24 protein-coding genes and 1 tRNA gene are annotated in these 26,165 nt (G+C 63.9%); 6 read left to right on the forward strand and 19 right to left on the reverse strand.

The genetic code is table 11. The features are described 5' to 3' along the window. The first annotated feature begins 4 nt into the window (after positions 1 to 4). Together CK224_RS05785 and CK224_RS05790 are read left to right on the forward strand one after the other, a co-directional pair. Complete coding sequence (locus CK224_RS05785; protein ID WP_095781105.1) at positions 5 to 922, forward strand: endonuclease/exonuclease/phosphatase family protein; 918 nt, start codon at positions 5 to 7, stop codon at positions 920 to 922. A 7-nt stretch (positions 923 to 929) separates the two neighbouring features. After that, positions 930 to 1,775, forward strand: a complete 846-nt coding sequence (locus tag CK224_RS05790; protein ID WP_067002559.1) for an EamA family transporter — start codon at positions 930 to 932, stop codon at positions 1,773 to 1,775. Here CK224_RS05790 and CK224_RS05795 read toward each other — a convergent pair. The 14 genes from CK224_RS05795 to CK224_RS05860 all read right to left on the reverse strand — a co-directional run bounded on the left by CK224_RS05795 (position 1,762) and on the right by CK224_RS05860 (position 17,918). After that, a complete protein-coding gene (locus tag CK224_RS05795) occupies positions 1,762 to 2,997 on the reverse strand; it encodes an MFS transporter (protein ID WP_176477861.1) in 1,236 nt (411 codons plus the stop codon). The two genes, CK224_RS05790 and CK224_RS05795, sit on opposite strands and share 14 nt — an antisense overlap. A gap of 92 nt (positions 2,998 to 3,089) precedes the next feature. Next, positions 3,090 to 3,407: a Dabb family protein gene (locus CK224_RS05800; RefSeq protein WP_067002558.1), complete on the reverse strand. Its 318-nt coding sequence runs from the start codon at positions 3,405 to 3,407 to the stop codon at positions 3,090 to 3,092. Positions 3,408 to 3,417: 10 nt separating this feature from the next. After that, positions 3,418 to 5,046, reverse strand: a complete 1,629-nt coding sequence (locus tag CK224_RS05805) for a GMC family oxidoreductase N-terminal domain-containing protein (protein WP_067002557.1) — start codon at positions 5,044 to 5,046, stop codon at positions 3,418 to 3,420. 12 nt (positions 5,047 to 5,058) lie between these two features. After that, the gene (locus CK224_RS05810) at positions 5,059 to 5,820 is read right to left on the reverse strand and encodes a 3-ketoacyl-ACP reductase (protein WP_067002555.1); all 762 of its coding nucleotides are present in this window, start codon (positions 5,818 to 5,820) and stop codon (positions 5,059 to 5,061) included. Then, positions 5,817 to 7,319 (reverse strand): GMC family oxidoreductase, encoded by a 1,503-nt coding sequence (locus tag CK224_RS05815; RefSeq protein ID WP_095781107.1) that lies wholly within the window; start codon positions 7,317 to 7,319, stop codon positions 5,817 to 5,819. The genes CK224_RS05810 and CK224_RS05815 overlap by 4 nt, the downstream gene beginning before the upstream one ends. A gap of 106 nt (positions 7,320 to 7,425) precedes the next feature. Next, positions 7,426 to 8,541 carry an ABC transporter ATP-binding protein gene (locus CK224_RS05820; RefSeq protein ID WP_067002551.1) on the reverse strand — a complete coding sequence of 372 codons (1,116 nt, stop codon included), beginning with the start codon at positions 8,539 to 8,541 and terminating at the stop codon, positions 7,426 to 7,428. A 22-nt stretch (positions 8,542 to 8,563) separates the two neighbouring features. Beyond that, the gene (locus CK224_RS05825; RefSeq protein WP_095781108.1) at positions 8,564 to 9,508 is read right to left on the reverse strand and encodes a carbohydrate ABC transporter permease; all 945 of its coding nucleotides are present in this window, start codon (positions 9,506 to 9,508) and stop codon (positions 8,564 to 8,566) included. Beyond that, positions 9,505 to 10,464 carry a sugar ABC transporter permease gene (locus CK224_RS05830; protein WP_067002547.1) on the reverse strand — a complete coding sequence of 320 codons (960 nt, stop codon included), beginning with the start codon at positions 10,462 to 10,464 and terminating at the stop codon, positions 9,505 to 9,507. The genes CK224_RS05825 and CK224_RS05830 overlap by 4 nt, the downstream gene beginning before the upstream one ends. A gap of 186 nt (positions 10,465 to 10,650) precedes the next feature. After that, a complete protein-coding gene (locus CK224_RS05835; RefSeq protein WP_067002546.1) occupies positions 10,651 to 11,904 on the reverse strand; it encodes an ABC transporter substrate-binding protein in 1,254 nt (417 codons plus the stop codon). Between the two features lie 59 nt (positions 11,905 to 11,963). Next, the gene (locus CK224_RS05840; RefSeq protein WP_095781109.1) at positions 11,964 to 13,475 is read right to left on the reverse strand and encodes an aldehyde dehydrogenase family protein; all 1,512 of its coding nucleotides are present in this window, start codon (positions 13,473 to 13,475) and stop codon (positions 11,964 to 11,966) included. A gap of 10 nt (positions 13,476 to 13,485) precedes the next feature. Then, positions 13,486 to 14,262, reverse strand: a complete 777-nt coding sequence (locus CK224_RS05845) for an enoyl-CoA hydratase/isomerase family protein (protein ID WP_095781447.1) — start codon at positions 14,260 to 14,262, stop codon at positions 13,486 to 13,488. After that, a complete protein-coding gene (locus CK224_RS05850) occupies positions 14,255 to 15,853 on the reverse strand; it encodes an acyl CoA:acetate/3-ketoacid CoA transferase (protein ID WP_176477879.1) in 1,599 nt (532 codons plus the stop codon). The genes CK224_RS05845 and CK224_RS05850 overlap by 8 nt, the downstream gene beginning before the upstream one ends. Next, entirely contained in the window at positions 15,853 to 16,869 is a 1,017-nt protein-coding gene (locus CK224_RS05855) for a Gfo/Idh/MocA family oxidoreductase (protein WP_095781111.1), read from the reverse strand. The genes CK224_RS05850 and CK224_RS05855 overlap by 1 nt, the downstream gene beginning before the upstream one ends. Then, positions 16,866 to 17,918 carry a LacI family DNA-binding transcriptional regulator gene (locus CK224_RS05860; RefSeq protein WP_095781112.1) on the reverse strand — a complete coding sequence of 351 codons (1,053 nt, stop codon included), beginning with the start codon at positions 17,916 to 17,918 and terminating at the stop codon, positions 16,866 to 16,868. The genes CK224_RS05855 and CK224_RS05860 overlap by 4 nt, the downstream gene beginning before the upstream one ends. Positions 17,919 to 18,148: 230 nt before the next feature. On the opposite strand from CK224_RS05860, the gene CK224_RS05865 reads away from it, so the two are divergent. Then, the gene (locus tag CK224_RS05865; RefSeq protein WP_067002534.1) at positions 18,149 to 19,303 is read left to right on the forward strand and encodes a dihydrodipicolinate synthase family protein; all 1,155 of its coding nucleotides are present in this window, start codon (positions 18,149 to 18,151) and stop codon (positions 19,301 to 19,303) included. Between the two features lie 467 nt (positions 19,304 to 19,770). On the opposite strand, the gene CK224_RS30650 is transcribed toward CK224_RS05865, so the two are convergent. From CK224_RS30650 to CK224_RS05875, 3 genes are all read right to left on the reverse strand, one after another. Further along, positions 19,771 to 19,953, reverse strand: a complete 183-nt coding sequence (locus CK224_RS30650; protein WP_128372237.1) for a hypothetical protein — start codon at positions 19,951 to 19,953, stop codon at positions 19,771 to 19,773. A 126-nt stretch (positions 19,954 to 20,079) separates the two neighbouring features. Then, positions 20,080 to 20,154, reverse strand: a tRNA-Val gene (locus CK224_RS05870). A gap of 214 nt (positions 20,155 to 20,368) precedes the next feature. Then, the gene (locus CK224_RS05875) at positions 20,369 to 20,731 is read right to left on the reverse strand and encodes a response regulator (RefSeq protein WP_006199474.1); all 363 of its coding nucleotides are present in this window, start codon (positions 20,729 to 20,731) and stop codon (positions 20,369 to 20,371) included. A 165-nt stretch (positions 20,732 to 20,896) separates the two neighbouring features. Between CK224_RS05875 and CK224_RS05880 the strand changes: the two genes are divergently transcribed. Both CK224_RS05880 and hisN read left to right on the forward strand, forming a co-directional pair. After that, positions 20,897 to 21,838 (forward strand): N-formylglutamate amidohydrolase, encoded by a 942-nt coding sequence (locus CK224_RS05880; protein ID WP_067002532.1) that lies wholly within the window; start codon positions 20,897 to 20,899, stop codon positions 21,836 to 21,838. Between the two features lie 304 nt (positions 21,839 to 22,142). After that, positions 22,143 to 22,916 carry a histidinol-phosphatase gene (gene hisN / locus CK224_RS05885; RefSeq protein WP_067002530.1) on the forward strand — a complete coding sequence of 258 codons (774 nt, stop codon included), beginning with the start codon at positions 22,143 to 22,145 and terminating at the stop codon, positions 22,914 to 22,916. A 20-nt stretch (positions 22,917 to 22,936) separates the two neighbouring features. Here the strand turns inward: hisN and CK224_RS05890 are convergent, their stop codons facing one another. Next, entirely contained in the window at positions 22,937 to 23,893 is a 957-nt protein-coding gene (locus CK224_RS05890; protein ID WP_095781113.1) for an alpha/beta hydrolase, read from the reverse strand. Positions 23,894 to 24,355: 462 nt separating this feature from the next. On the opposite strand from CK224_RS05890, the gene CK224_RS05895 reads away from it, so the two are divergent. Beyond that, on the forward strand, positions 24,356 to 24,823 hold the full coding sequence (locus CK224_RS05895) for an Hsp20 family protein (RefSeq protein ID WP_067002526.1): 468 nt from the start codon (positions 24,356 to 24,358) through the stop codon (positions 24,821 to 24,823). A gap of 180 nt (positions 24,824 to 25,003) precedes the next feature. Here the strand turns inward: CK224_RS05895 and CK224_RS05900 are convergent, their stop codons facing one another. Further along, positions 25,004 to 26,056: a low specificity L-threonine aldolase gene (locus CK224_RS05900; RefSeq protein ID WP_095781448.1), complete on the reverse strand. Its 1,053-nt coding sequence runs from the start codon at positions 26,054 to 26,056 to the stop codon at positions 25,004 to 25,006. Positions 26,057 to 26,165 lie beyond the last annotated feature (109 nt).

A 26,165-nucleotide genomic window follows, 5' to 3' on the forward strand; every position in this document is an offset into this window, starting at 1 on the left:
ATCGATGAAGCTGGTCAGCTACAACATCCAGTACGGCTATGGCAGCGACGGCCGCTACGATCTGGCGCGTGCCGCGCGCCTGGTCGAAGGCGCCGACATTGTCGCCCTGCAGGAAGTGGAGCGGCACTGGCAGCGCAGCAACGGCGACGACCAGCCTGAAATCCTATCCAAGCTGCTGCCCGACTATCACTGGGTGTACGGTCCGGCCTTCGACATGGACGCCAGCGAAAAGCGTGACGGGCGCATCGTCAACCGACGCAGGCAGTTCGGCACGATGCTTCTGTCGAAGCTGCCGATCGTCTGGTCGCGGCTGCATGCGCTGCCGCTGCGCCGCACGCTCAAGCCCCTCAACACGCGCAACGCCGCACTGGAGTGCATGATCCGGACGCCGGCGGGATCGGTGCGGGTTTTCTCGCTGCATCTTGCCCATATCGCGGCCGAAGAGCGGCTGGAGCAGATCGACTATCTGCTCGCCGAACAGCGCCGCGCGCCGTCCGATGGCGGTCCCTGGAGCGGCGCCGATGACGAGCCGCAGCGCAACTGGGCGAATGGCGAGCCGGAGCCGGAAAACCCGCTGGCGGCGATCTGGCTCGGCGATTTCAACATGGAGCCGGGAAGTGCGGAATACCGGCGCATCGTCGGCAGCACGCCCTATCATCGCGGCGCCGTCTATATCGACGGGTTCGTCGATGCCGCAGCCGTCGCCGCCAAGCCGGTGGCGGACTTCCACACGCATGAAAAGATCATCGAGGGCAAGCTGGCGAAACGCCGGCTCGATCATTGCTTCGTTGGCGGCATGCTGGCCGGGCGGGTGCGTTCCGTGAGCGCCGATATCGGCGAAGTGGCCTCCGACCATTTCCCGCTCAGGGTCGATATCGATCTGGAAACGCCAGGCATCGCCGCTGGGCTTGCAGGCGGGTGAGGCGGGCATGACGCTTTTCGTCTTCCTCGCGGTGCTGTCGGCGGCCGCCATGCACGCGATCTGGAACGCGCTGGTCAAGGTGCATCTCGACCGCTTCCTGTCGATCACCTTGATGACGCTCGGCATGGGGGCTGCGGCGCTGCTGGCGCTGCCTTTCGTTGAAGTGCCAAAAGCCGAGGTCTGGCCATTCATCCTCGCCTCGGTCTTCTTCCATATGGGCTACCGGACGTTTCTGATCGGCGCTTACAAGGCCGGCGATTTCGCTCAGACCTATCCGCTGGCGCGCGGTACCGCGCCGCTGCTCTCCGCGCTCGGCGGCATCGTTCTGCTCGGAGAGATACCGGCGCCACTCTCCATCTTCGGCATCGTGCTTCTGTCGGCAGGCACGCTGGTCATGTCGTTTCGCGGCGGCGTGCATCTTGAACGGTTCAATCTGCGCGCCGTCAGCTTCGCGCTCGGCACATCGATCTTCATTGCCAGCTACACGCTGTCGGACGGCAGCGGCGCGCGGCTGGCGGCAACCGCGCAAAGCTATGCGGCCTGGCTGTTCGTCTGCGATGCGCTCTGGGCGCTGGTGCTGTGCATCGCCTTTCGCGGGCCACAGTCGCTGCCCCTGCTGGCGCGGGACTGGAAGGCAGGCCTCTTCACCGGCGTGCTGAGCGGCGCCGCCTACTGGATCGTGATGTGGGCGATGACCAAGGCGCCGATCGCCTCGGTGGCGTCGCTGCGCGAGACCTCGATCCTGTTCGCCATGCTGATCTCGGTGCTGGCGCTGGGCGAGAAGATGACGGCATGGCGCGCCGCCGCGGCGCTGGGCATCGTCGCGGGCGTGGTGGCGCTCAGACTGGGCTGACTTCCCGGTCGATCACGGTCATGACCTCGCCACGCTTCTCGGGGCTGAAGCGGATCACGACGATGATGCAGACGGCGACCACGCCGGCAAACAATGCCAGCGCATAGCCATAGCTGCCTCCCGGCGCTTCGGCGATGCCGGCCTGATACGGGCCGCCATAGGAGGCCGCCAGATTGCCGGCCTGGTAGATGAAGCCAGGCAAGGTCGCCCGCACGGAGCCCGGCGATAGCTCGTTGAGATGCACCGGAATGACGCCCCAGGCGCCTTGCACCGCCACCTGCATGATGAAGGCGCCGAGCGCCAGCATGAAGGGCGTCGTCGTATAGGCCCAGAGCGGAATAGCCGGCAGGGCAATGACGCAGGCGAGCGTGATGGCGTTTATGCGCCCGATCTTCTCCGACAGCGCGCCGAACGCCAGACCGCCGACAATGGCGCCGATATTGGCGACGATGGTGATCCAGCTCACCGTGTGCGGATCGAAGCCGTGCTGCTTCTTCAGGAAGGTCGGGTAGAGGTCCTGCGTGCCATGGCTGAAGAAGTTGAAGAACATCATCAGCACCACGGCATAGAGCGCGATGCCCCAGTGCTTCTGCAGCGTTACGAGGAGGCCTGGCCGCGCCTGCGCCCGGCCTGAGACGAAGGCGGGCGATTCCGGCACGTGCGAGCGGATGAAGAGCACGATCAGCGCCGGCACCAAGCTCAGCAGGAACATGGCGCGCCAGCCGAAGGTGAAATCGCCGATCTTCTGGCCGTAGAGCAGCCCATAGACAACTGCCGCCAGCAGATATCCCGCCGGATAGCCGCATTGCAGGATGCCCGAAACCATGCCGCGGGCGCTGGGCGGAATGGATTCCATGGCGAGCGAGCTGCCAAGGCCCCATTCGCCGCCCATCGCGATGCCGAACAGCGCCCGAAGCGCCAGGAATATGCCGAGATTCGGCGAGAAAGCGGCCAGCGCCCCGATCACCGAGTAGCTGACGATGTTGAGCATCAGCAGCGGTTTGCGCCCATATTTGTCGGCCAGCATGCCGAACAAGAACGCGCCGATGAATCGCGTGGCCAAGGTCAGGAACAGCGCCTTGGAGACCGCCGGGACATCGGTGTGGAATTCAGCGGCGATATCGGTGAGCAGGAATGTCAGAAGGAAGAAATCAAAAGCGTCGAGCGTCCAGCCCAGGAAAGATGCGACGACGGTTTTCTTCTGCTCCGAGGTGAGACTCAAATCGCTGCTCCTTTGCATCCGCGAAAGGAACGATATGTTCCATGCGGTGCAAAAGAGAACGGGTCATTTGCCGGTTTCCGATCAACCGACGGTCACATTTCCGTAAACTCCAAGTCGAGGACCATCAGCCCGTCGGTGCCCCCTTCGAGCGCGGCGACCAGGCGAGCGCCGGCGCGCTGATGCGCCTCGTGCGCCAGATAGGCGTCGCGGGCGGCAGCATCGCGGAAATCGATGGTAAAGCCATGGCCGAAACCGCGCGCGAACGGCTCCGGGCTGACATTGGCGCTGAAATGAACCTTGCCCATGCCGTCGATGGCCGGGCGCAGCGCTTCGAGATCGGCGTGAATCGCGGCGCGCTCGGCGGCGGAGGTGCCGTCGCCGAAGCGGACAAAGACGCAGTGGCGGATCATTGTTCTCCCCTCAAGCCGCCTTATTGCCCTTGAACACGGCCGGCGGCAGCGGCTCGCGTCCGAGGATCAGATCGGCGCCCTTCTCGCCGACCATGATGGTCGGCGCATTGGTGTTGGAGGAGGGGACACGCGGCATCACCGACGCGTCGCAGACCCGCAGGCCGTCGATGCCGCGCAGCCTGAGATCGGGCGTCACCACAGCCATCGCATCATGTCCCATGCGGCAGGTGCCGACGGGATGGTGATCGGTCTTGGACGCGCGGCAGGCATAGTCGAAGAGGTCGGCGTCGCTTTGCAGCGCAGGGCCGGGCAGCACCTCGCGCAGCACAAAAGGCTGCAGCGCCTTCTGCCGCATGATCTCCCGCGCCAGCCGCAGTCCCTTGATCGACATGTCGCGATCGTAGGAATCGGACCAGTAGTTCGGGTCGATCAGCGGATGATCGACGGGGTCGGCGCTCTTCAATCGCACCGTACCGCGCGAGCGCGGGCGCAGGAAGGCGGAGTTCAGCGTCACGCCGGGATTGTTCAGCTTCTCGACCCCGGCCTCGATGCCGGAGCCGAGACCGAGATGGAACTGGATGTCGGGCGAGGCGGCGGTCGGATCGGCGTACCAGAAGCCGCCGGTCTCGAACAGGCTGGAGGCGACGGGGCCCTTCTTCAAAAGCACGTATTGCAGGCCGGCCCACATCGTGCGGTGCAGCTTGGCATAGTTGTCATAGGTGTGGTCGCCGGTGCATTCGGCGATCACGAACAGGTCGAGATGGTCCTGCATGTTGGAGCCGACGCCGGGCAGGTCATGGACCGGCGTGACGCCGACCGACTTCAGATGATCGGCCGGGCCAATGCCGGATTGCATCAAGAGCTTTGGCGAGCCGATGGCGCCGGAGGAGATGATCACCTCGCGTTCCGCGCGCAGGATCGTCTTCTCTCCGCTCGGCCTGTCGACGATCTCGACGCCGATGGCGCGGCCTTTCTCGACGACGACGCGGGTGACGAGTACATCGGTCCTGACCGTCAGGTTCTTGCGGGCGCGGATAGGCTTCAGATAGGCGACCGAGGCGGAGGAGCGCCGCGCGTCCTTCTGGGTGAGCTGGTAATAGCCGACGCCTTCCTGGCTGGCGCCGTTGAAATCCGGATTGAAGGGGATTCCCATCTCCTGGCCGGCGCGGAAATAGGCCTCGCAGATCGGCAGCGGCGAGATCGGGTTGGAAACGCCGAGCGGCCCCTGGTCGCCGTGATAATCGTTGGCGAAGCGCTGGTTGTTCTCGGCGCGCTTGAAATAGGGCAGCACATCGCGATAGCCCCAGCCGGCCAAGCCCTCTTCCTTTTCCCAGGCGTCATAGTCGCGGGCGTTGCCGCGCGTGTAGATCTGGGCGTTGATCGACGAGCCGCCGCCGACAACCTTGGCTTGGGTGTACCAGAAGACGCGGTCCTTCATGTGCTTCTGCGGCACCGTCGACCAGCCCCAGGAAGCGATGCCCTTGGTCATCTTGGCGAAGCCTGCCGGCATGTGGATCAGCGGGTGCCAATCCTTGCCGCCCGCTTCGAGCAGCAGGACTGAATTGGTCGGCTCCTCGCTCAGTCGGTTGGCCAGCACGCAACCGGCCGGTCCGGCGCCAACGATGATGTAGTCAGCCATGGTTCCACTCACTCACAGACGAGGCACGGAGAGCGCGCCGTCGACATCGATGACCGATCCGGTTGCAAAGCCGAATTTTCCGCTGGCAAGTGCGGCCACCACAGCGCCGATATCGGCGCCCTCGCCCCAGCGTTTGGCCGGCACCAACCCGCCGTCTATCAACGCGTCATATTTGGCGGATACGCCTGCCGTCATGTCGGTGCGAATGATGCCCGGCCGCACCTCGAACACGCCGATGTTTTCCGCGGCGAGCCGCAGCGCCAGGTTCTTCACCCACATCGAAAGCCCTGCCTTTGAGATGCAGTAGTCGGCGCGCTCCGGCGAGGCCATTGTCGCGCTGACCGAGGTGATGGTGACGATCGACCTCGCAAAGCTGGCGGGTGTCGCCAGCATCGCCTTGGCGACGGCCTGGCTGAGGAACACCGTGCCGCGCAGATTGATATTTAGCGCGTGGTCGAAATTATCAGGCTTCAATTCCAGAAGGTCGCCGCGCACGACGGCGCCTATGCCGGCGTTGTTGACGAGGCAATCGATGCTGCCGAAGGCGTCCACCGCCGTCGCGACCAGTTTTGGATGGCCGGCGAGATCAGCGATGTCACAACTGGCATAGGCAAACTTCGCGCCGCGCGCGGCGATGCTTTCGGCAAGTCCATCGGCCGGCTTGTCCGCAAGGTCGGCAACAAGAATATCGAAGCCGGCATCGGCCAGCGCCTCGGTGCAGGCAAGGCCGATGCCGCGCGCGCCGCCGGTGACGATGGCTGCCCGGCGGGTCATGCCGCGAACTCCGTCTTGCGGATATGGTCTGCCACGCGCAGCGCCTGGGCGGCGATCGACAGCGCCGGATTGACCGCCGCCGAGGTCGGCAGGAAGCCGGCGTCCACGACGAACAGGTTCTTATGGTCGTAAGCACGACAGAACGTATCGAGTGGCGCCGTCGCCGGGTCGTTGCCCATGCGCACCGTGCCGCACTGGTGCGAGGGCGTGCGCTTGTCGAAGGGGCGCGACAGCACGATCGGGTAACCGCAGGCGCGGAAGTTTTCGCGCATCACCTTGGTCAGGCCTTCCAGCGACTGCATGTTGGAGCGCCGCCACTGCATGACGATCTCCTTGCCGTCGACCAGGATGCGGCTTTCAGGATCGGGCAGGTCCTCGCACATCAGGTACCAGTCGACGGCGTGGCCGGCCATGAAATCGAGCGCGAATCTCGGCGCCAGCTTCACATTGGCCCGCAGCATGTTGCCGTCGATCTTGCCGAGCAGTTGCACGTTGCCGAGTGGTTTACCGCCCTTGCCGTCCGACAGATAATAGTCGTTGAGCATCAGCGTCTTCTGGTAGACGGCGTCGTTGCGGCGGCGCGGGTCGATCGCCAGCATCGCGCTCGAATTGTGGTTCATGAAATTGCGGCCGACCTGGTCGGAACTGTTGGCGAGGCCTTTGCCGTTTGTCGAGGGCGAGCGCAGCAGGATGACGGCGGAGTTGATCGCGCCGGCCGAAAGGATGACCAGCTTCGGCGAGAGCGTCCTTTGCGAGCCGTTCTGCGTGTAATGAATGGCGGCAATCGATTTGCCGTCCGGCGAGGCCTCGAGCCAGTCGACATGGGCGCCGGTTTCGAGCTTGATGTTATTGTCATTGAGCGCAGCCGCCAGAGGCCCGGTCTGGGCGTCGACCTTGCCTTGGCCGGTGTTCGGAAAAGCATCCCAGCCGGTCTTGCCCTCCTTCAGCCAGGCTTCGATGTCGACGCCGAGCGGCAGCGAGGCAGGATGCAGGCCGAGGCCTTTGAGTTCGGCGCGGGCACGCGCGATCGAAGGTTCGTCGGGCACCGGCTTGAAGGCATAGGGAACCGAATGGAACGGCTCGGTCGGATCCTCGCCGAGCGCGCCGCGCACCCGGAAAAGCTGCTCGGCCTTCGAATACCAGGGTTCGAACTCGTCATAGGAAAACGGCCAGGCCGGCGAGACACCGCCGAAATGCTCCAGCTCGGAGAAATCCTCCTTGCGGTAGCGGATCAGCACCGCGCCGAAAAATTTCGAGTTGCCGCCGACATAATAGTAATTGCCGGGGTTGAACGCGGCGCCGCCGGCCTCGCGCCACATCTCCTTCGGCCGGTAATGCCCGTCGACGAAGATCGAGCGCGTCGAGCGCGCATGCGGCGTCGCGGGCAGCGGTTCACCACGTTCCAGGATCAGGATCGAGGCGCCGCTGCCGGCCAAGCCGGAGGCGATCGTGGCGCCGCCGATGCCGGAGCCGATGATGACGATATCCGGATTTGTCATGGTCTAAAGCGCGTCGTGTTTGAACTGACCGGGACCACGCGCTTTATATCTTTGTCTTGACGCATGTCGCTGCCCCAAAACCGGATCCACTTTTGGGCGACATGCATCAGAGAATGCGCTTCTCGGTCGCCGGATCGAAGAACACCGCCTTGCTGAGATTGAAGGCCAGCGGCGTGCTGGTGCCGGGCTGGATCCTGGCGTCGGCGCGCAGCCGCGCCACCACGCCCTTGCCGCCGAGATTGGTGACGGCGAACGTGTCCGATCCCGCCGGCTCGACCACTTCGATGTGGCAGTCGGCGGTGGCGATTTCGGATCCGTTGCGCTCGGCGCCTTCTGGATCGGTCAGCGCTTCCGGGCGCACGCCGAAGATGACCGGCTTGTCCTTGAAGGCCGCAAGGCCGGTCGGCGCGCCGGGCAGCGACAGCGTGATCGGTTGGCGGGCCTCACGATCGAGAACAACGGAAAGCCCGCTGCCATTGGCGCCGATCTTGGCCGGGATCAGGTTCATCGCGGGCGAGCCCATGAAATCGGCGACGAAGACATTGGTCGGGTTGTTGTAGACTTCGGCCGGCGTGCCGAACTGCTGTACCTCGCCATCGCGCATCACGGCGATCTTGGTCGCCAGCGTCATCGCCTCGATCTGGTCGTGGGTGACATAGACGATCGTGGTGCCGGTCGTGGCGTGCAGGCGCTTGATCTCGATGCGCATGTCGACGCGCAGCTTGGCGTCGAGGTTAGAAAGCGGCTCGTCAAACAGGAAGAGTTTCGGGTCGCGCACCAGCGCCCGGCCCATGGCGACGCGCTGGCGCTGGCCGCCGGAAAGCTGGCTGGGCTTGCGGTTGAGCAGGTGACCGATCTGCAGGATCTTTGCCACCTTGTCGATCGCCGCCTGGCGCTCCGCCGCCGGCACGCCGCGCATCTCCATGCCGAAGGCGATGTTTCCGGCAACCGTCATGTTCGGATAGAGCGCGTAGCTCTGGAAAACCATGGCGATGTCGCGCTTCGAGGGATGCAGATCGTTGATCGCGCGGCCGTCGACGCGGATCTGGCCCTCGGTGATGGTTTCCAGCCCGGCAATGGTGTTGAGCAGCGTGGACTTGCCGCAGCCGGACGGGCCGACCAGCACCAGGAAGCCGCCCTTTTCGAGCTCGACATCGATGCCCTTCAGGATCTCGACATTCCCGAAGCGCTTCTTCAGCCCATCAATTTCCAGAAAAGCCATGGTCGTTCCTTCAGAGATAGGGTCAGCCCTTGACCGCGCCGGCCATCAGCCCGCGCACGAAATAGCGGCCGGCGACGACATAGACGATCAGGGTGGGGAGCGCGGCAATCATCGCCGCCGCCATGTTGACGTTGTATTCGACGACGCCGGTCGAGGTGTTGACGACATTGTTGAGCGCCACCGTCATCGGCATCACGTCGCCGGTGCCGGCGTAAGCGGAAGCGAACAGGAAGTCGTTCCAGATGTTGGTGAACTGGTAGATGACGGTGACGACGAAGATCGGCATCGAGTTGGGCAGCATGATGCGACGGAAAATCTGGAAGAAGGAGGCGCCGTCGACCTGCGCCGCCTTCACCAGTTCGGTCGGAAAGGCCTCGTAATAGTTGCGGAAGAACAGCGTGGTGAAGCCGAGGCCGTAGACCACATGGACGAAGGCCAGGTTGACCGTCGAGTTGCCGAGGCCGAAGTTGAACCCCGTCGCGTTCTGCAGGCTGGCGCCGAAGCGGCCGATGCTGCCGAGGATGGTCGCCATTGGCAAGAGCACCGACTGGAACGGAATGAAGCAGGCAAACAGCATCATCGCGAAGACCAGCGTGTGGCCGCGGAAGCGCCATTTGGTCAGCACATACCCGTTGAGAGCGCCGAGCAGCGTCGAGATCAGCACCGCCGGCACCACCATCTTGATGGAGTTCCAGAAGTAGCCCTTGATGCCGGCACAAGTCAGGCCGACGCAGGTTTCGCCCCAGGCCTTGAACCATGGCGCGATGGTCGGCGACTGCGGCAGCGCCAGCATGTTGCCGTTCTGGATCTCGTCCATGGTCTTGAACGAGGTGACCAGCATGACGAAGAGCGGCATCAGGTAGAACAGCGCGAACAGCGCAAGCAGTCCGTAGATGACGATGCGGTTGATCGTCGTGGCGCTGACGCCGCTCGATGCCTGGCGGGCCGGTGAGGTGACGGCGCTCATCGCGGCTTCTCCCTGAGCTCGGAATAGAGATAAGGCACGATGATCGCGGTCAGCGTCATCAGCATGATCACCGCGCTCGCCGAGCCGACCGCCATCTCGTTGCGCTTGAAGGTGAACTCATACATGAAGTTGGAGGGCAGCCAGGCCGAGCCGCCCGGTCCGCCGCTGGTCAGCGCCACGACAAGGTCATAGGACTTGATGGCCAGATGCGCGAGCACGATGAAGGCCGACAGGAACACCGGCCTGAGCAGCGGAATAACGATGCGGCGGTAGAGCTGGAAGGTGGTGGCGCCATCGATCTGCGCGGCCTTCATGATCTCACCGTCGATGCCGCGAAGCCCGGCCAGAAACATCGCCATGATGAAGCCGGAAGCCTGCCAGACGCCGGCGATCACCACCGTGTAGATGACGAAATCCTTGTTCTTGATCCAGTCGAAATGGAAGCTCGTCCAGCCCCATTGGTGTAGGGTCTGCTCGAGACCGAGGCCGGGGTCGAGGAACCACTTCCAGGCGACGCCGGTGACGATGAAGGAGAGCGCCATCGGATAGAGATAGATCGGCCGCAGCATGCCTTCGCCGCGGATCTTCTGGTCGAGCAGGATGGCCAGGAACAGGCCGAGCGCCAGGCAGATCAGGATGTAGAGGAAGCCGAAAATCCCCATGTTGGTGATCGAGGTGTACCAGCTCGACGGCGGGTCGCTCTCGAAGGTCCAGCGCCACAGCCGCTGATAGGCGCGGGCGCCGGTGATGTCGTAGGATGGGAAGGTCTTGGAATTGGTGAACGACAGATAGATCGTCCACAGGATGAAGCCATAGACGAAGACGATCGTCGCCGCGAAGCTCGGCGCCAGGACGATCTTCGGCAACAGGTCCTGCAATCGCGAGCGGACGGAGGCGCCGGGACGGGCGTCATGTTCCGGCGTCAGCTTGATTTGGGTTTCGGCGACTGTGCTCATCGGCTCATCCAGTACCGGTTATTGGGGACCAGCCAGCGTGCGGCGCACACCAGGCAGCAATCCCGTATATCGTCTCGACAGGAGACCTCCCCCGCCGGAGCGGGGGAGACTCGAGTGGTTTTGTTTATGCAATTCCGAACGGAAAACCGCTATGCACTTTTCCTGGAATTGCTCCAGCAAAACGCCTTACTTGGCGTCGTCGATCGCCTTGACCAATTCGGTCACGGCTTCGTCCGAGGTCTTGATCTGGCCATGGACGAACTTCGAGATGACGTCCTTGTAGGCGTTGGCGACAGCCGGGGGCGCGCCATAGCCCTGGGCCAACGAGCCGAACAGCTTGCCGCCCTCGTTAGCCGCCTTAAGGTCGGCGATGCCCTTCTTGCCGCAAGCATCGAAGTCGGTGTCCGGCACGTCGGTACGGGCGGGGACCGAGCCCTTCACGACATTGAAAGCCGACTGGAAGCTCTTCGAAAGGGTGGCGGTGGCCAGAGCGACCTGCGCGGCCTTGCGGTCGTCCGGAACGTTGAACATGCCGAACATGTCGGAGTTGTAGATCACCGAGCCGTCGGTGCCCGGGAAGCGGTAGCAGAGGAAGTCCGTGCCCGGGGTCTTGTTGGCGGCGTGGAACTCGCCCTTGGCCCAGTCGCCCATGACCTGAACCAGCGCATCGCCCTTGATGACCATGGCGGTGGCGAGGTTCCAGTCGCGGCCCGAGAAGTTCGGGTCGACATAGGTGACGAGCTTGGCAAGGTTGTCGAACGACTTCTTCATCGTGTCGGACTTGAGCGACTCCTCATCGAGGTCGTTCATCGCCTTCTTGTAGAATTCCGGTCCGCCGGTCGACAGCACGACGGAGTCGAACATGGTCGCTTCCTGCCAGTTCTGGCCGCCAAGCGCCAGCGGGATGACGCCAGCAGCCTTGGCCTTGTCGAGCAGGGCGATGAAGTCGTCGAAGGTCTTTGGCTCGGTGCCGCCGATCTTGTCCATCACGGCCTTGTTGATCCACAGCCAGTTAACCGAGTGGACGTTGACCGGAGCCGCGACCCACTTGCCGTCATAGACGGAGAACTTCTGCAGGGCGGCCGGAACGCTCTTGTCCCAGCCTTCCTTCTTGGCGGTCTCGGTGAGGTCGCCCATGACGCCAGCAGCGGCATAGTCGAGCACGGTGTAGCCCAGCATCTGCGAGGCAGTCGGATAGTTGCCGGCCGCGACCATCGCCTTCAGCGCGGTCATGGCGGCGTCGCCGCCGCCGCCGGCCACCGGCACGTCCTTCCAGGCATAGCCTTCCTTGGCCAGATCCTGCTTCAGCACGTTCAGAGCAGCCGCTTCGCCGCCCGACGTCCACCAATGCAGCATCTGCACTTCCTTGACGTCCGCGGCATGCGCCGAGAACGCAAAGCTCGTCGCAAGAGCCGTTCCGATAAGCAGTTTGCGCAACATGCACTACCTCCCTTGTTGCATTCACATAACCGGCGGGGTGACCGCCGGGGTCTCCCAACTCAGCCGAGCCACCATCCGGTGCGCTGGCCGCGATGAAACTGGATTGTCTTTTCCTCGGTATAGTCCTCGACGGCGCGTTTGCCGAGTTCGCGTCCGAGACCGGATTGCTTGTAGCCGCCGAAGGGCAGTTCGGGATAACCCTCCATGAACGTATTCACCCAAACCGTCCCCGAACGCACACCGCGCGCCACCGACATGCATGTGTCGATGCTGGCGCTCCACACTCCCGCAGACAGACCATAGGGCGTGTTGTTGGCGATGTGCAATGCCCTTTCAATCGTTTCAAAAGTGAGCACGGACAGCACCGGCCCGAAGACTTCCTCGCGCGCGATTTCCATGTCCTCGGTAACGTTGCGGACAATGGTCGGATCGAGATACTGGCCGGCGTTGGAGGCGAGCTGTCCGCCGCCGCTGAAGACGCTGCCGCCGCCGGTTTTGGCCGCCGTCACATAGCCGGCTACCTTTGCCATGTGGTCGGCCGAGATCATCGCGCCGACCTTGGTGCGGTCGTCAAGCGGATCGCCGACTTTCACCCTCTCGGCCAGCGCCTTGACTGCGCCGAGAAAGTCGTCCGCGATCGCCTCATGCACGATCAGCCGACTGCCGGCATTGCAGCATTCGCCGGCGTTGAAGAAGCCGCCGAAGACTGCGGCATCCGCCGCTGCTTCGAGATCGGCGTCGGGAAAGACGATCTGGCCGTTCTTGCCGCCGAGCTCCATCGACACCTTCTTCAGCGAACTGGACGCCGCCGCCATGGTCATCTTGCCGACGCGGGTCGAGCCGGTGAAGGACACCATCTCAACCAGCGGATGGCTGACCATTGGCGCGCCGACATCGCTACCCAGGCCAGCGAGGATGTTGACGACACCCGTCGGCAGGCCGGCCTGCAGCAGGATATCGCCGAGCACGAAGGTCGACGCCGAGGTCATCTCGCTCGGCTTGACCACGGCAGTGCAGCCGGCCGCGAGCGCGAAGGGCAGTTTCTGGCTGACGATCAGGAAGGGAAAATTCCACGGCGTGATGATCGAGACGACGCCGATCGGCTCGCGCACGACCACGCCCAGCATGTCATCGCCGAGATTGGCGTAGCTCTCGCCATGGAGCGTGCGGGCAAGCGAAGCGGCATAGCGCCAGATGTCGACGGCGCCGCCGATCTCGCCGCGCGCCTGTGCGACCGGCTTGCCGGATTCCAACGCGTCGAGCCTGGCAATCTCTTCCAGCCGGCCCTCGATCAGATCGGCCGCTTTGAGCAGCACCGCGGCGCGTTCCGACGCCTTCATGCGCGGCCATGCGCCGGCCTCGAAGGCCTTGTGCGCGGCCTGCACCGCAGCGTCGACTTCCGCAGCACCCGCCTGCGCATAGCGTGAAACCGCAAAACCGTGGCCGGGGCTGATGCGTTCGATCGTGCGGCCGTCCCGGGCATCGACATGTTTGCCGTCGATCAGAAGCTTGTAGCTCTTCGGCGCCTGAGACGCTTCGACCGGCATGGAAATGTTAAGCGGTGCGTTCATCGTATTTCTCTCAAGATCTCGAAAAGCCCGGCTTGTGCCTGGCCTTGAAGGCGCCGACACCGGCCTTGAGATCGTCGGTGAGCGCAATGAAGCCGCTGGCCAGCGCTTCCGTAGCGGCGGCGTCTTCCTCGCCTTCGGCAATGCCGATCATCAGCTTGGCGGCCTCGGTTGCGAGCGGACCACGCTCGGCGATCTTTTCTCCCCAGGCTTTTGCTTCACCCAAGGCCTTGCCGGTTTCGACGACGCGGTCGACGACGCCGAGGGCAAGCGCCTCGTTCGCCAGCAGGACTTCGCCCCCTATTGCCATGCGCCGCACCGTTTGCGCGCCGAAGCGGCGCACGGCGCGCTGCGTACCAGACCAGCCGGGCACGACGCCGATCGAGGTTTCGGGAAAGCCGAGCTTGATCTGGGTTTCGGCGACGCGGAAATCGCAGGCGGCGGCCAATTCCAAGCCGCCGCCCAGCGCATGGCCGGACAGCACGGCGATGGTCGGTTGCCGAAGCCGCGCCAGCCGGTCGAAGACACGATGGCCATAGCGCACCCATTGAACCTGGAAATCGGCGGCGCTTAATTGTGCCCAGGCCTCGACGTCGCCGCCGGCGCAAAAACCCTTGCCTTCGCCGCTGATGAGCACGACACGGACACCCTCGGCCAGCTCGGCCTTGTCGAGCGCGGCTTCGAGCGCGCGCAGCATCGGAATGTCGAGCGCGTTGAACTTTTCCGGCCGCCTGAGCGTCACGGTACCGATCACGCCATCCTGCTCGAAGGTGACGAGTCGTTCAGCCATGCGCGCCTCCAAGCGAAGCGCCGCCATTGAGCGACAGGCCGATCGGCCCGTCCTGATAGAGCGACGCCGGCGTGAACTTGAGGTCGTTTGCGACGGAGAGCGGAGTGTCGGCCTGCGCCAGCACATCGCGTTCGAGATCGATGCCGGGCGCCAGCTCGGTCACCATCAGCCCGGCCTGGGTCAGCTTCATCACACAGCGTTCGGTGACATAGGTGATGTCCTGGCCTTGCGCGACCGCGCGCTTGCCGGAGAAGGAGATGTGCTCGACCTCCTCGACGATCTTTTTCACCTTGCCTTCCTGGTCGATGCTGAGGGCGCCGTTCGCCAGCGAAAGCTTGGCGCCAGCATTGAAGAAGCCGGAGAAGACGATCTTCTTCGCCCGCGCGGTGATATCGACGAAGCCGCCGGCGCCGGCCGTCACATGCGGTCTCGCCGAAAGCTTCGACACGTTGACCGAGCCGTGGCGGTCGATCTGCAGGAAGGACAGGAGCGAGGCGTCAAAGCCGCCGGCCTGGAAATAGATGAACTGGTGCGGCGAGGGCATGATCGCCTCGGCATTCGAGGCGCAGCCGAACTTGAAGTCGAGCAGCGGCACGCCGCCGACCGCGCCCTGCTCGATCACCCAGGTGACCTTGCCGTGCTGGCCTTCCTCGAGAAGAATGCGCGGCACGTTGGCGGAGATGCCGAAGCCGATATTGACGGCCATGCCGTCGCGCAACTCCATGGCGACGCGGCGCGCGATCACCTTCTGGATGTTCATCTCCGGGGTGCGGAAGGTGGAGAGCGGCCGGAAGATCTCGCCCGAGATCGCCGGGTCGTAAGCCGTCTGCGTCGTCTGCAGCTGATCGGGCGCGACCACGATATGGTCGACCAAGACGCCGGGCACGCGCACATCGTGCGGCTTGAGGGTTCCGTTCTCGACGATGCGCTTAACCTGCGCAATGACGATGCCGCCATTGTTGCGGGCAGCCAATGCCTGTTCGAGACCGCCGAGATAGGCGCCCTCATGCTCGTAGGTGAGGTTGCCGCGCTCGTCGGCGGAGGTGGCGCGGATGATCGAGACGTTGGGGACGACGGCGCGGAAATAGAGCCACTCCTCGCCGTCGAACTGCTGCACCGAGACGATCGGCTCGCTGGCGGCGGCGTTCATGGCGCAGCCCTGGTGGCGAGGGTCGGCGAAAGTGTCGAGGCCGACCTTGGTCAGCACGCCGGGACGCTTGGCGGCCGCCTCGCGATGCATGTCGAAGAGGATGCCGGAGGGCACGTTGTAAGCCGCGACCGAGTCGTCGCCGATCATCTGCCAGATCCGCGGCGGCTCGGCGGAGGAGGGGCCTGACGGATACGAGCCGCAGAGCGTGCGTTTGAGCAGGCCAGGCTTGGCGAGATGGTCGATGCCCTTGATGCCGTACATGTCGCCAGCGGCGATCGGGTGCAGCGTGGTGATCGCTCTCGGATGCCCTTCCGCATCGAAGCGCTCGCCGATCGCGGCGAGCACGGCGTCGGGGCAGCCGAGGCCGCTCGAGGACGACACCGAGACAACCATGCCGTCCTTGATCAGGCTGGCGGCATGCGCTGCCGTGACGAGCTTCATCACGCGAGGCTCCCGAGTTGCGGATCGATGATCACGGCCTTGCCGGTCTTCGATGATTGCAGTGCTGCTTCGGCGGATGCCAGCGACCAAATGCCGTCCTCGCCGGTGGCCGAAGGCTGGCCTTCGCCGCGGATCGCGGCATGGAACTGGCGCAGCGAGCGGGTGTAGAGGTCCTCGCGATCGAAGTTCAGCTCTTCCTCGCCATTTGCAGTGCGCAGCAGCACCGAGCCGACCGGCTTCTGCGTCATCACATCGGTGGCGATCAGCGAGCCCTCCGACCCATGCACTTCGAAACCGATGCCGGCGAACTTGGTCGTGAAGCCTTCATGCGATTGCGCAATGACGCCGGACTTGAAGCGCCAGATGCACATCGCGCCGTCCTCCAGCCCGCCGCCGGCCATGCCGGCCGACTGTGTGAAGGCCGAGATATCGACCGGATCGTCGCCGAGCACGAAGCGCAGCGTGTCTGCATCGTGCACCGTGATGTCGAGCACCACGCCGCCCCCGGCTTCGGGCCTGGTGATGCGCCAGCCCTGCAGGCTTTCAGGCAGATAGACGGAATGGAAGACACGCGCGGCGATCGGTTTGCCGATACGGCCGGTTGCGATTGCCTCGCGCATCGCCCGGTGCGCGCCGGCATTGCGCAGATGATGGTTGGTGCCGAACACGATGCCGGCTTTCCTGGCCGCCGCCACCATCTTGCGCGCATCGGCGCTGGTCAGCGCCAGCGGCTTTTCGCAGAGCACATGCTTGCCGGCCTTGATGGCGGCCAGCCCCTGTTCGAGATGCAGCTCATTGGTGGTCGAGATGTAGACGGCATCAATGTCCGAGCCAAGCAGCGCATCGAGCGTCGAGACGGCTTTAGGAATGCCGTTTTCCTTGGCGTAGCCTTGAGCCCGCTCTGCGCTGGAGCTCATCACGGCGGCAACCGCGCCGTCGGCCTGCGCGCGAATGGCGTTGACCATGAACTGCCTGGCGATCGTGCTCGCGCCGATCAGGCCCCATCTCACGCTCATGCCGCGTCTCCCATTCCAGTGCCGTGCGCGCTGCGGCTCGGGCCGCAGCTTTCCCTGACGACGAGGCTGACCGCGCCGATATGGTCCTCGGCGCGCGTCGTGCGCGACTGGATCATCTTCAGCATGACGTGCGCGGCGCGCTCGCCAAGGCCTGGGGTGTCGACGGCGACGCTGGTCAGCGCCGGCATGTAGTGTTCGGCTTCGGCCACGTCGTCGAAACCGACCACGGCGAAGTCGGCCCCGGCCTCCAGGCCGCGCTTGCGCAGCGCGAGCATGACGCCGAAAGCGACGGCGTCGTTGAAGCAAAGCGCGGCTGTCGGCGGCTCGGCTGCCGCAAGCGCGGTCTCCAGGCAGGCCATGCCGCCTCTGCGGCTGGTCTCGCCTTCGACGATCGTCCGGTTGGCGGCCGGGATGCCAAGCGCCTCGCAAGCCTCGATGAAGCCGCCGAGCCTGTCGTGATAGACAACGAGGTCGGACGAACCGCCGAAGAAAGCCAGCCGGCGGTGGCCTTTGCCGATCAGATGCTGGGTGGCGAGATAGGCGCCGCGATGGTTGTCGGGCGCGATTGCCGGGATGCGGCTCTCGGGCAGGCGGCGCATGGCGAAGACGACCGGCACGCCGGCAGCCTCGATGCGGCGGAAGGCGCCGGGCGTGGTGCCGCGCGCCGGCGAGACGATCAGACCGGCGACGCCCTGTTCCAGCAGCGACTTCAGCACTTCTTCCTGGCGGACCGGATTTTCCGCGGTGTTGGCGATGAAGGGCACGATGCCTGCGGCCTGAAAGACGCGCTCCATGCTGACAGCCAGCTCGGCGAAGAAGGGATTGGTGAGATCGTTGATCACCATGCCGATGACGTTGGAATGCGCCTTGCGCAGGTTGGCGGCGCCGCGGTTGTAGACATAACCGACATCCTCGATCGCCTTGCGGACCTTGAGCGCCGTCTCAGGCCGGATCAGCCCGCTGCCTTGCAGCACGAGCGATACCGTCGATTTGGACACGCCGGCCTCACGGGCGATATCCAGGATCGTCGCCTTGGCCCGGCTGGCCATATCCGTGCTTCCCCCGTGTCCGGTGTTAGAATTTATTGGAACGTTCTAAACATTGCGTCAAACCGGAGTCAACTGGGAATCATGTTGATTTCGAAAAATTGATCGGTCTCTAGAGAACGCATGGGCTTAGGACCGCGATGCTGCGTTGGATCGCTTCAGCCGCGGGGATCATAAAGGTTCTTGATTTATTGGAACGTTCCATCTATAGGCTGCCGCAGAGGGAGAGTTCGATGGACATCATCCTGCCTGCGAAGAATGGCGATCGTGTCGGCTACCGGCTGGTCGGCCAACCGGCGCAGCCCATCATCGGCGCGGATTTCCCGCGCGTCGCCTATGCCGCTGCCCATGTCGTCGCCAACCCCTTCGCCATGACCGATCCCTGGTCGCGGCCGGCGGTCGACTGGGACAAGACCATGGCGTTCCGTCATCACCTGTGGCGGCTCGGCTTCCGCATCGCCGAGGCGATGGACACCTCGCAGCGCGGCATGGGTTTCGACTGGGCGAGCGCGAAAGAACTGATCCGGCGCTCGATCGCCGAGGCGCGCACGGTGAAAGGCGCCGATCTCGCTTCCGGCGCCGGCACCGACCATCTGGCGCCGGCCGCGGCAAAGTCGCTGGACGATGTGATCCGAGCCTATGAGGAGCAGTTCGCCTTTATCGAAGGCGGGGGCGGCAAGGCGATCATGATGGCAAGCCGCGCGCTGGCGGCCGTGGCCAAAGGCCCGGACGACTATGCCCGCGTCTACGACCGCATCCTCGGCCAAGCCTCCGGCAAGGTGATCCTGCACTGGCTGGGCGACATGTTCGATCCGGCGCTCAAGGGCTATTGGGGCAGCAATGATTTCGATACCGCCCTGGACACCGTGGTCGCCATCATCGAGCGGCACGCCGACAAGGTCGAAGGCATAAAGATATCGCTGCTCGACGCCCATAAGGAGGTGCTGCTGCGCGACCGCTTGCCTGAAGGCGTGGTGATGTTCACGGGTGACGATTTCAACTATCCGGAGCTGATCGCGGGGGACGGCAAGAGGCACTCGCATGCGCTGCTCGGCATCTTCGATGCCATCGCCCCGGTGGCCAACGCAGCGTTGGCCAGGCTCGCCGAGGGCGACCGGGCCGGCTATGACGCGCTGATGGCGCCGACCGTGCCGCTGTCGCGCAAGATCTTCGAAGCCCCGACGGAATTTTACAAGGCAGGCATCGTCTTCATGGCCTGGCTGAATGGCCACCAGGATCATTTCACTATGGTCGGCGGCATGCAGTCGGCGCGCGGCATCTGCCACTACGCCGATGTCTTCCGTCTCGCCGATCAGGCGGGATTGCTGGCCGATCCAGATCTCGCCGTCGCCAGGATGAAAGCGCTTTGCGCCGTCTCGGGCGTCTGAGAGGGTCGCCTCTCGCTTCCCTGCCGCTGGCGAAAATTGTAACCCTGATATCGGGCTTGGACCGGCAGCAGTCGAACTTCAACTGGAGGAGGTTGGCACCGCGGTCGTGGACCATCATTAGGCCGGCCGATCGGCAGTAGCGGCATGTTCCCGCAGGCCGAGGTCTAGACCCCAGTGGCTTTGCGAGAAATCCGCTTCAACCGGTGCGGATCGATCTGCGGTTCTGTGTCGATGAGCTTCTGCCTCGAACGATTGATCACATCTCGCGTTTGGGCGAGGAGTTTCCTGTCGCTCTCGGCTTGAAGAGGGCGCGGACGCGGATTGTCGGGAAATCGGTCTCGCATGACGCGTCTCCGGTCTTGGTTCAGACGGGAGCGCGGTCGCTGTCTCTCAGCCGCCGGCGTCCTTTGCTAGTTGCCGACGATGAAGGTGAACTCGCGAGCGTCAGATCAGTTGCACTGCGGGCGTCAGAGATCTTCTGGGCCTTGCCGGAATATCCAGGCTCCCTCTCGGGCCGATTGCAATTCGCTGCGGATCCGTCGCGCTTGTTGCCGTTCGGCGTCGACTTCGGCTCGAAGCCGATACCGCTCGGCGCGCAATTTGATGGAATCTTTATAGACCTTCCAGAGACGGTCGTCGTCTTCGGCCATTGCAGCCAGTCCCCATTGGCGTGCAACGGAACGCGTCCGCTTTGGTTCCGGGGTCGCGGTTGGAAATCTTCGCCCCGGAGTTTCTGTGCCAATCGGCACATTGCGTTAGCTAAGTTATTGAAAGGATGGTGGGCGTGACAAGGATTGAACTTGTGACCCCTGCAATGTCAATGCAGTGCTCTCCCGCTGAGCTACACGCCCATCCGAAGCCGCGCATACACCATTTTTGGTCCGGCGCGTCAATAGCAGGAACAAGAAAAGAAAGCTCCGTTTGCCGCAGCGGCGGAAGCGCCAATGCCCAAAGCGCGTCGCGTCGAAACGGGTTCGAGTGACGCGCTTAGATCTTTGTTTAGTTGATGTCGTTTTCCCAGCCGCTGCGCCGTTTTGGACGACATGCGTCGGCCGGAAAAACCCTTTAGGCCGCCTGAAGCATCTTCTCGACCTCGTTGACGAGATCGCGCAGATGGAACGGCTTCGACAGCACCTTGGCGTCCTTGGGCGCCTTGGAATCCGGATTGAGCGCGACGGCAGCGAAGCCGGTGATGAACATGACCTTGAGGTCCGGATCAATCTCGGTGGCGCGGCGGGCAAGCTCGATGCCGTCCATCTCCGGCATGACGATGTCGGTCAGAAGCAGCGAAAAAGGCTCCTCGCGCAGCCGCTCATAGGCGCTGGCGCCGTTGTCGAAATCGCTCACCTGGTAGCCGGCGCGTTCCAGCGCCTTGACGAGGAACCGGCGCATATCGTCGTCGTCTTCCGCCAGAAGAATGCGTGCCATCGTATCCCGTCCGAATCACCCGCCCCAAGCCTGCCGCCGGGCAAGCCCGTTAACCATCCTGTATATGAGGAGGAGACGGTAAACATCAAGTGAACGTTGGCCTTGTCGCGACCACTTCGACTGTGCGTTTCGCGGGGCTGAAATGCTGGACATGCCGGGCGCAAGATGGCAGTTTCGCATCATGATGCAGTGCTTCGTCCTGGTTCGTTCAAATTGAAGACGGCAGCCGAGGATTTTTCGGTCACACCACCCTTCGAAATCCGATCGGGCGCCGAGCAACGCGTAGCTTTCCTGTTCAACTCGCCGCATAGCGGCCGCCATTATCCCGAGCGCTTCCTGGCCATGGTGCGGCTCGACCGCAACGCCATACGCCGCTCGGAGGATTGCTATGTCGATGAACTGTTCGGCGGCGCCGTCGCGCTCGGCGCGCCGATGCTGGCGGCAAATTTCCCGCGCGCCTATCTCGACGTCAACCGCGAACCGTGGGAACTCGATCCGCGCATGTTCGCGGAGCCGGTGCCGTCCTTCTGCAATATCCGTTCGGCCCGCGTCGCGGGCGGGCTGGGCACCGTGCCGAAGCTGGTGGGAGAGGGGCTCGACATCTATCCCGGGCGTCTGCCGCTTTCCGAGGCCGTGGGACGCATAGAGGCCGTCTACAAGCCCTATCACGAGACGCTGAAGCGGCTCTTGACCAGGACCCACGCCAGATTCGGCTATGCCGTGCTGATCGACTGCCATTCGATGCCGGCCAGCGTCCGGGTCGGCGACAATGGCGCGCGGCCGGACTTCATCATCGGCGATCGTTTCGGCATTTCCGCCAGCGCGGCTCTAACCGAGAGGGCGATCGGCCTGCTCACCGGAATGGGCTACGCTGTCGCGCATAACAAGCCTTATGCCGGCGGCTTCATAACCGAGCATTACGGGCGGCCGGCGCGTCATCTCCACGCGCTGCAGATCGAGGTCAATCGCGGGCTCTACATGAACGAGCGGACATTCCAGAAATCGGCCGGCTTCGACGCTTTAGCCGACGACCTGACGCGGTTTTCGGCCGAACTGATTTCGATGCCCGGCCATCATTTCCTCGACCTGCCGCTCGCCGCCGAATGACGGCGGCGCTGGGAACCGCGGCTAAAAAAAAGACCGCATCGTTTTCACGACACGGTCGAAGTCTAGGGAGGAAACGCCCAAGGAGGGCATGGACAGGATAAGCTGTCCGAGAACAAAAGTATTGTGCGATGCACAAATGTCAATCGACTTCAGGCTTTTTTAATTCAATATGATGTGCAAATCCGGTTTCGGCGCCTGACGTGTGACTTTGAGGCAACAGGCGAGGGCGCCTGACCCGGTTTTACGCTCCGGTCCGACAAGAAGACAGCGGCTGCGAGATGGTTGCCGCAACGGGGAGAGTGGTTTGGATATCAGCATCGACTTCATGCGGCGCATCGCGCGTGCCGCCGCCGCCGAGACCTTGCCTCGCTTCCGCAGCCAGGCCGCAGTCGCCAATAAGCTGGCGGAGAGCTTCGATCCGGTGACGGAGGCCGATCGCGAGGCCGAGCGGGCGATCCGGGCGCTTATCTCGGCGGAGTATCCCGACCACGGCATCCTCGGCGAGGAGCATGGCAGCGAGAACATTTCGAGCCGGCATGTCTGGGTCATCGACCCGATCGACGGCACACGCGCCTTCATTTCCGGCCTGCCGGTCTGGGGAACGCTGGTCGGACTGACGATCGACGGCGATGCCGTAGCCGGCCTGATGTCGCAGCCCTTCACCGGCGAGCTGTTTTATGCCAATGCCTCCGGCTCGCATTACGAAGGCCCGGGTGGCCCGCGCAGGCTCGCGACGCGCAAGACGACGCAGCTTTCGCAGGCGACCCTGTTCACCACCACGCCGGCGCTGTTCAAGGGCGCGGCGCGCAACCGCTATGACGCGTTCGAGAAACAGGTGCAGCTCGCCCGCTACGGCACCGACTGCTACGCCTTCGCCATGGTGGCGGCGGGCAGCGTCGATATCGTCGCCGATCCGGGTTTGAAACCCTACGACATCGTGGCGCTGATCCCGATCATCGAGAAGGCGGGCGGCGTCGTCACCACCTTCGAAGGCGGGCCGGCGGAAAACGGCGGCGACATATTGGCGGCGGCGACGCCGGAGTTGCACGCCGCGGCAATGGCGGCGCTGCGCGGCTGATCCGCGGCGTCGTTCCGTGATCAGGCAGCGTCGCCGGTTCCCGGAACAAAAGCATCGAAGGCCGCCAGGAGCTGCTCGCGAAAGAGATCCCTCTCCTGCAGGATCTCATGATGCGCGCCGTCGATCATCAACAACGAGCCGACACGCAGCCGTCTGGCATAGGATTCGACCGCCTTGGTCGAGACCACCTGGTCGGCGCCGGCGCCGACGATCAGCGTCGGTACCTGGATCCTTGCCATGAAATCGCGGTCGCTGACCGCCTCCGCGGCTGCGGCGGCGGCCTTCAGCCAGCGGATGGTCGGACCACCGAGTCCAAGGTGGGGCCAGGCCCTGTAAATGTCGGTATTGCGCCGGTAGCGCTCCGGGTCGGACGTCACCTTGTTCATTTCGAAGGGCGTCGGCAATTTCGGGCGCGGCCCCCAGGCGGCATAGAGGCGGCCGAGGCCCAGCGCGCAGAACACCGCGCAGACGCGCCTTATGGTGGCGATCGAAACCCGCAAGTCGGGCACGGCCAGGAAAGGCGCGATCAGCACCATGCGTCGCACCCGGTTGACCATCGACGGCGAGGCAAGCAGCGCGATCACCGCTCCCGTCGAATGGGCGAGGATGTAATAGGGGCCGCGGCAATCGGGCAGCACGATCTCCTCGAAGAACTGCTCGAGATCACGGGTGTAGTCGCGGAAGCTGCGGACATAGCCGCGCTGCCGGTCGCGCAGCAGGCGGCTGGAATCGCCCTGGCCGCGCCAGTCGAGGGTGGCGACGCCGAATCCGCGGTTGGCGAGATCGCGGATGGTCTCGAAATATTTCTCGATGCACTCGTTGCGGCCGGTCAGCAGCACCACCGTGCCCTGGAGCGGGCGGGCGACGGCGGCGAAAACGCCGTAGCGGATCTTCCTGCCGTCGCGGGTGGTGAAGAAGCCGCCGGCAGCGTTCTGCGGCGGCGGATTGCCCTCAGTCAGATAGAAAAGGTCCGTCATTCGGCGCTTCGTTGATTGCTTCTTGCCCGAGCGGGCCAGGCGTCGCCACGGTGATAGACGCCCATGCGCCAAAAGCAAAGGTCCGGGATGCGCGCTTTCCTGAACGGGAAGGCCGGAAGCACCTGCGGCGCGCTTCCGGCCTCTGTCGATCCGGGAGGAAGGGACGTTACACCCGGTCGGCCTCGTCGCGGCGCACCGATCGAGGCGCCGCATATCCGTATTGTCGACTGCAGCCTAGCGAGCCCAGGCTGAACGGATGCCGAAGCCTCGGTTCATCTGGCGTTCATCGAGCGAAAAAATCGAAGGGAAAGTTGGTGCGCGAAGTTCTTGAAATGGGCTTTTCCGCTTCCCAAATGGAGGTTGCGGCCGCCGATGTCGGGGCCGCTGGCCTATCCGGAACGCCTTTCGAGGGTTTCGTACCGGGTCAAACGCAAACCATGTTGCTCAACAGGAGAACACATCATGCGTCACGTTGATTTTTCCCCGCTTTATCGTTCGACCGTCGGTTTCGACCGGCTGTTCACCATGCTCGACACGCTCGGCCAGCCCGAGAGCGCGCAGACCTATCCGCCCTATAACATCGAGCGCACCGGCGAGAACGCCTATCGCATCTCGATGGCGGTTGCCGGCTTCTCGGAAGACGAGATCTCGATCGAGGCGCACCGCAATGTGCTCACCGTCAAGGGTGAGCGCAAGGAAGAGAACAATGGCGAGGGTTCGGAGCTGCTCTATCGCGGCATCGCTTCGCGCGCCTTCGAGCGTCGCTTCCAGCTCGCCGACCACGTTGAGGTCGAGGGCGCCACGCTGAAGAACGGCCTGCTTTTCGTCGACCTCAAGCGCAACATTCCGGAAGAGCTGAAGCCGCGCAAGATCGCGATCACCTCGTCTTCGGACAAGGCCAAGCAGATCGAGGCCAAGGCCGCCGCGTAAGCCGCGGGCTCCATGTAAGAAACGTCTCCCTCCCGAGACGAAAGCGGCGCCGAAGGGCGCCGCTTGTTTGTGACATTAATCCTGCGCCAGAAAATCAACGCGGCGACATTTCGCCGATGTTTTCTGGCGTTTTTGATCCTGCTTGGCCTCGAACTGTCGCTGGGGCCTTTGCTCGCCTGATCATTGCGAGAGCTGTTGGCCGAGACGGTCGATCTCTTGCGTGGTGGTGGCGAAGCTGGCGACGAAACGGTAGATTGCTTCCTTGTCGCCGAGATGGCCATCGAAACCCTGCGGCACGCCCCATTCATAGAATTTGGCGCCGGCGGTCTGCAGCTTTTCGGCAAGAGCGCGGTCGAAGATTGCGAACACTTCGTTGGCCTGCGGCAGCCAGGCGAGCCTGCCCGCAGGCGCGTCCTCGATCGTCTCGGCGAGATGTGCCGCCATCGCATTGGCATGCCGCGCCATCGTCAGCCAAAGGTCGTCGGTGAAATAGGCTTCGAATTGCGCCGAGATGAAGCGCGCCTTGGAAAAGGTCTGTCCGGCGCGCTGGCGAAGCAGGCGCAGATCCCGGCCGACTTCCGGGTTGAAGATCACCACCGCGTCGGCCATCCAGCAACCGTTCTTGGTGCCGCCGAACGAGATCAGGTCGACGCCGCTCCTCCAGGTCATTTCCGCCGGCGTGACGTCGGTCGCGGCAATCGCATTGGCGAAGCGCGCGCCATCCATGTGCAGCGGCAGCTTGTGCCTGCGGCTGACCTCGGCGATCGCCTTGACGTCGTCGACGGTGTAGACGGTGCCCACCTCGGTCGCCTGGGTGATCGTCACGGCCATCGGCTGGCCGGCCGGCGCAAGATCCTGCGAATAGCGCTTGATGGCATTGTCGAGCGCCTGCGGGTTGATGCGCCCCAGGGGGCCCGCAACCGGCGCCGTACGAGCGCCGCCGGTGTAGAAGCCCATCGCGCCGAACTCGTCGACATTCATATGCGCTTCGGAATGACAAAGGGCGATGCCGCCGATACGGTTCAACGCCGCCATCGAAAGGGCGTTGGCCGCGGTGCCGGTGGCGACGAAGAACACCTGAACTTCCCGCTCGAAGATCTCGCTGAAGCGATGGTAGACGGCCCGGTCCAGGTCGCCGTCGCCATACGCGGTCGCGATGCCGGGCGCGTGGCGGGAGAGGTTCGCCGAAATGTCGGGATGAACGCCCGCCCAGTTGTCGGATGCAAAGAACATCGAGAGATCCGTATTGTGATTGGCAGAAAGCGGCGCGACTTGACTGCTTTGGCGCGCGAAGCGCAAGGGCCAATCTTTCGCAAAACTGTGAAGCCAGCCGGGCCGTAAC

The organism is Mesorhizobium sp. WSM3862, assembly GCF_002294985.1.
Classification (GTDB): Bacteria; Pseudomonadota; Alphaproteobacteria; order Rhizobiales; family Rhizobiaceae; genus Mesorhizobium.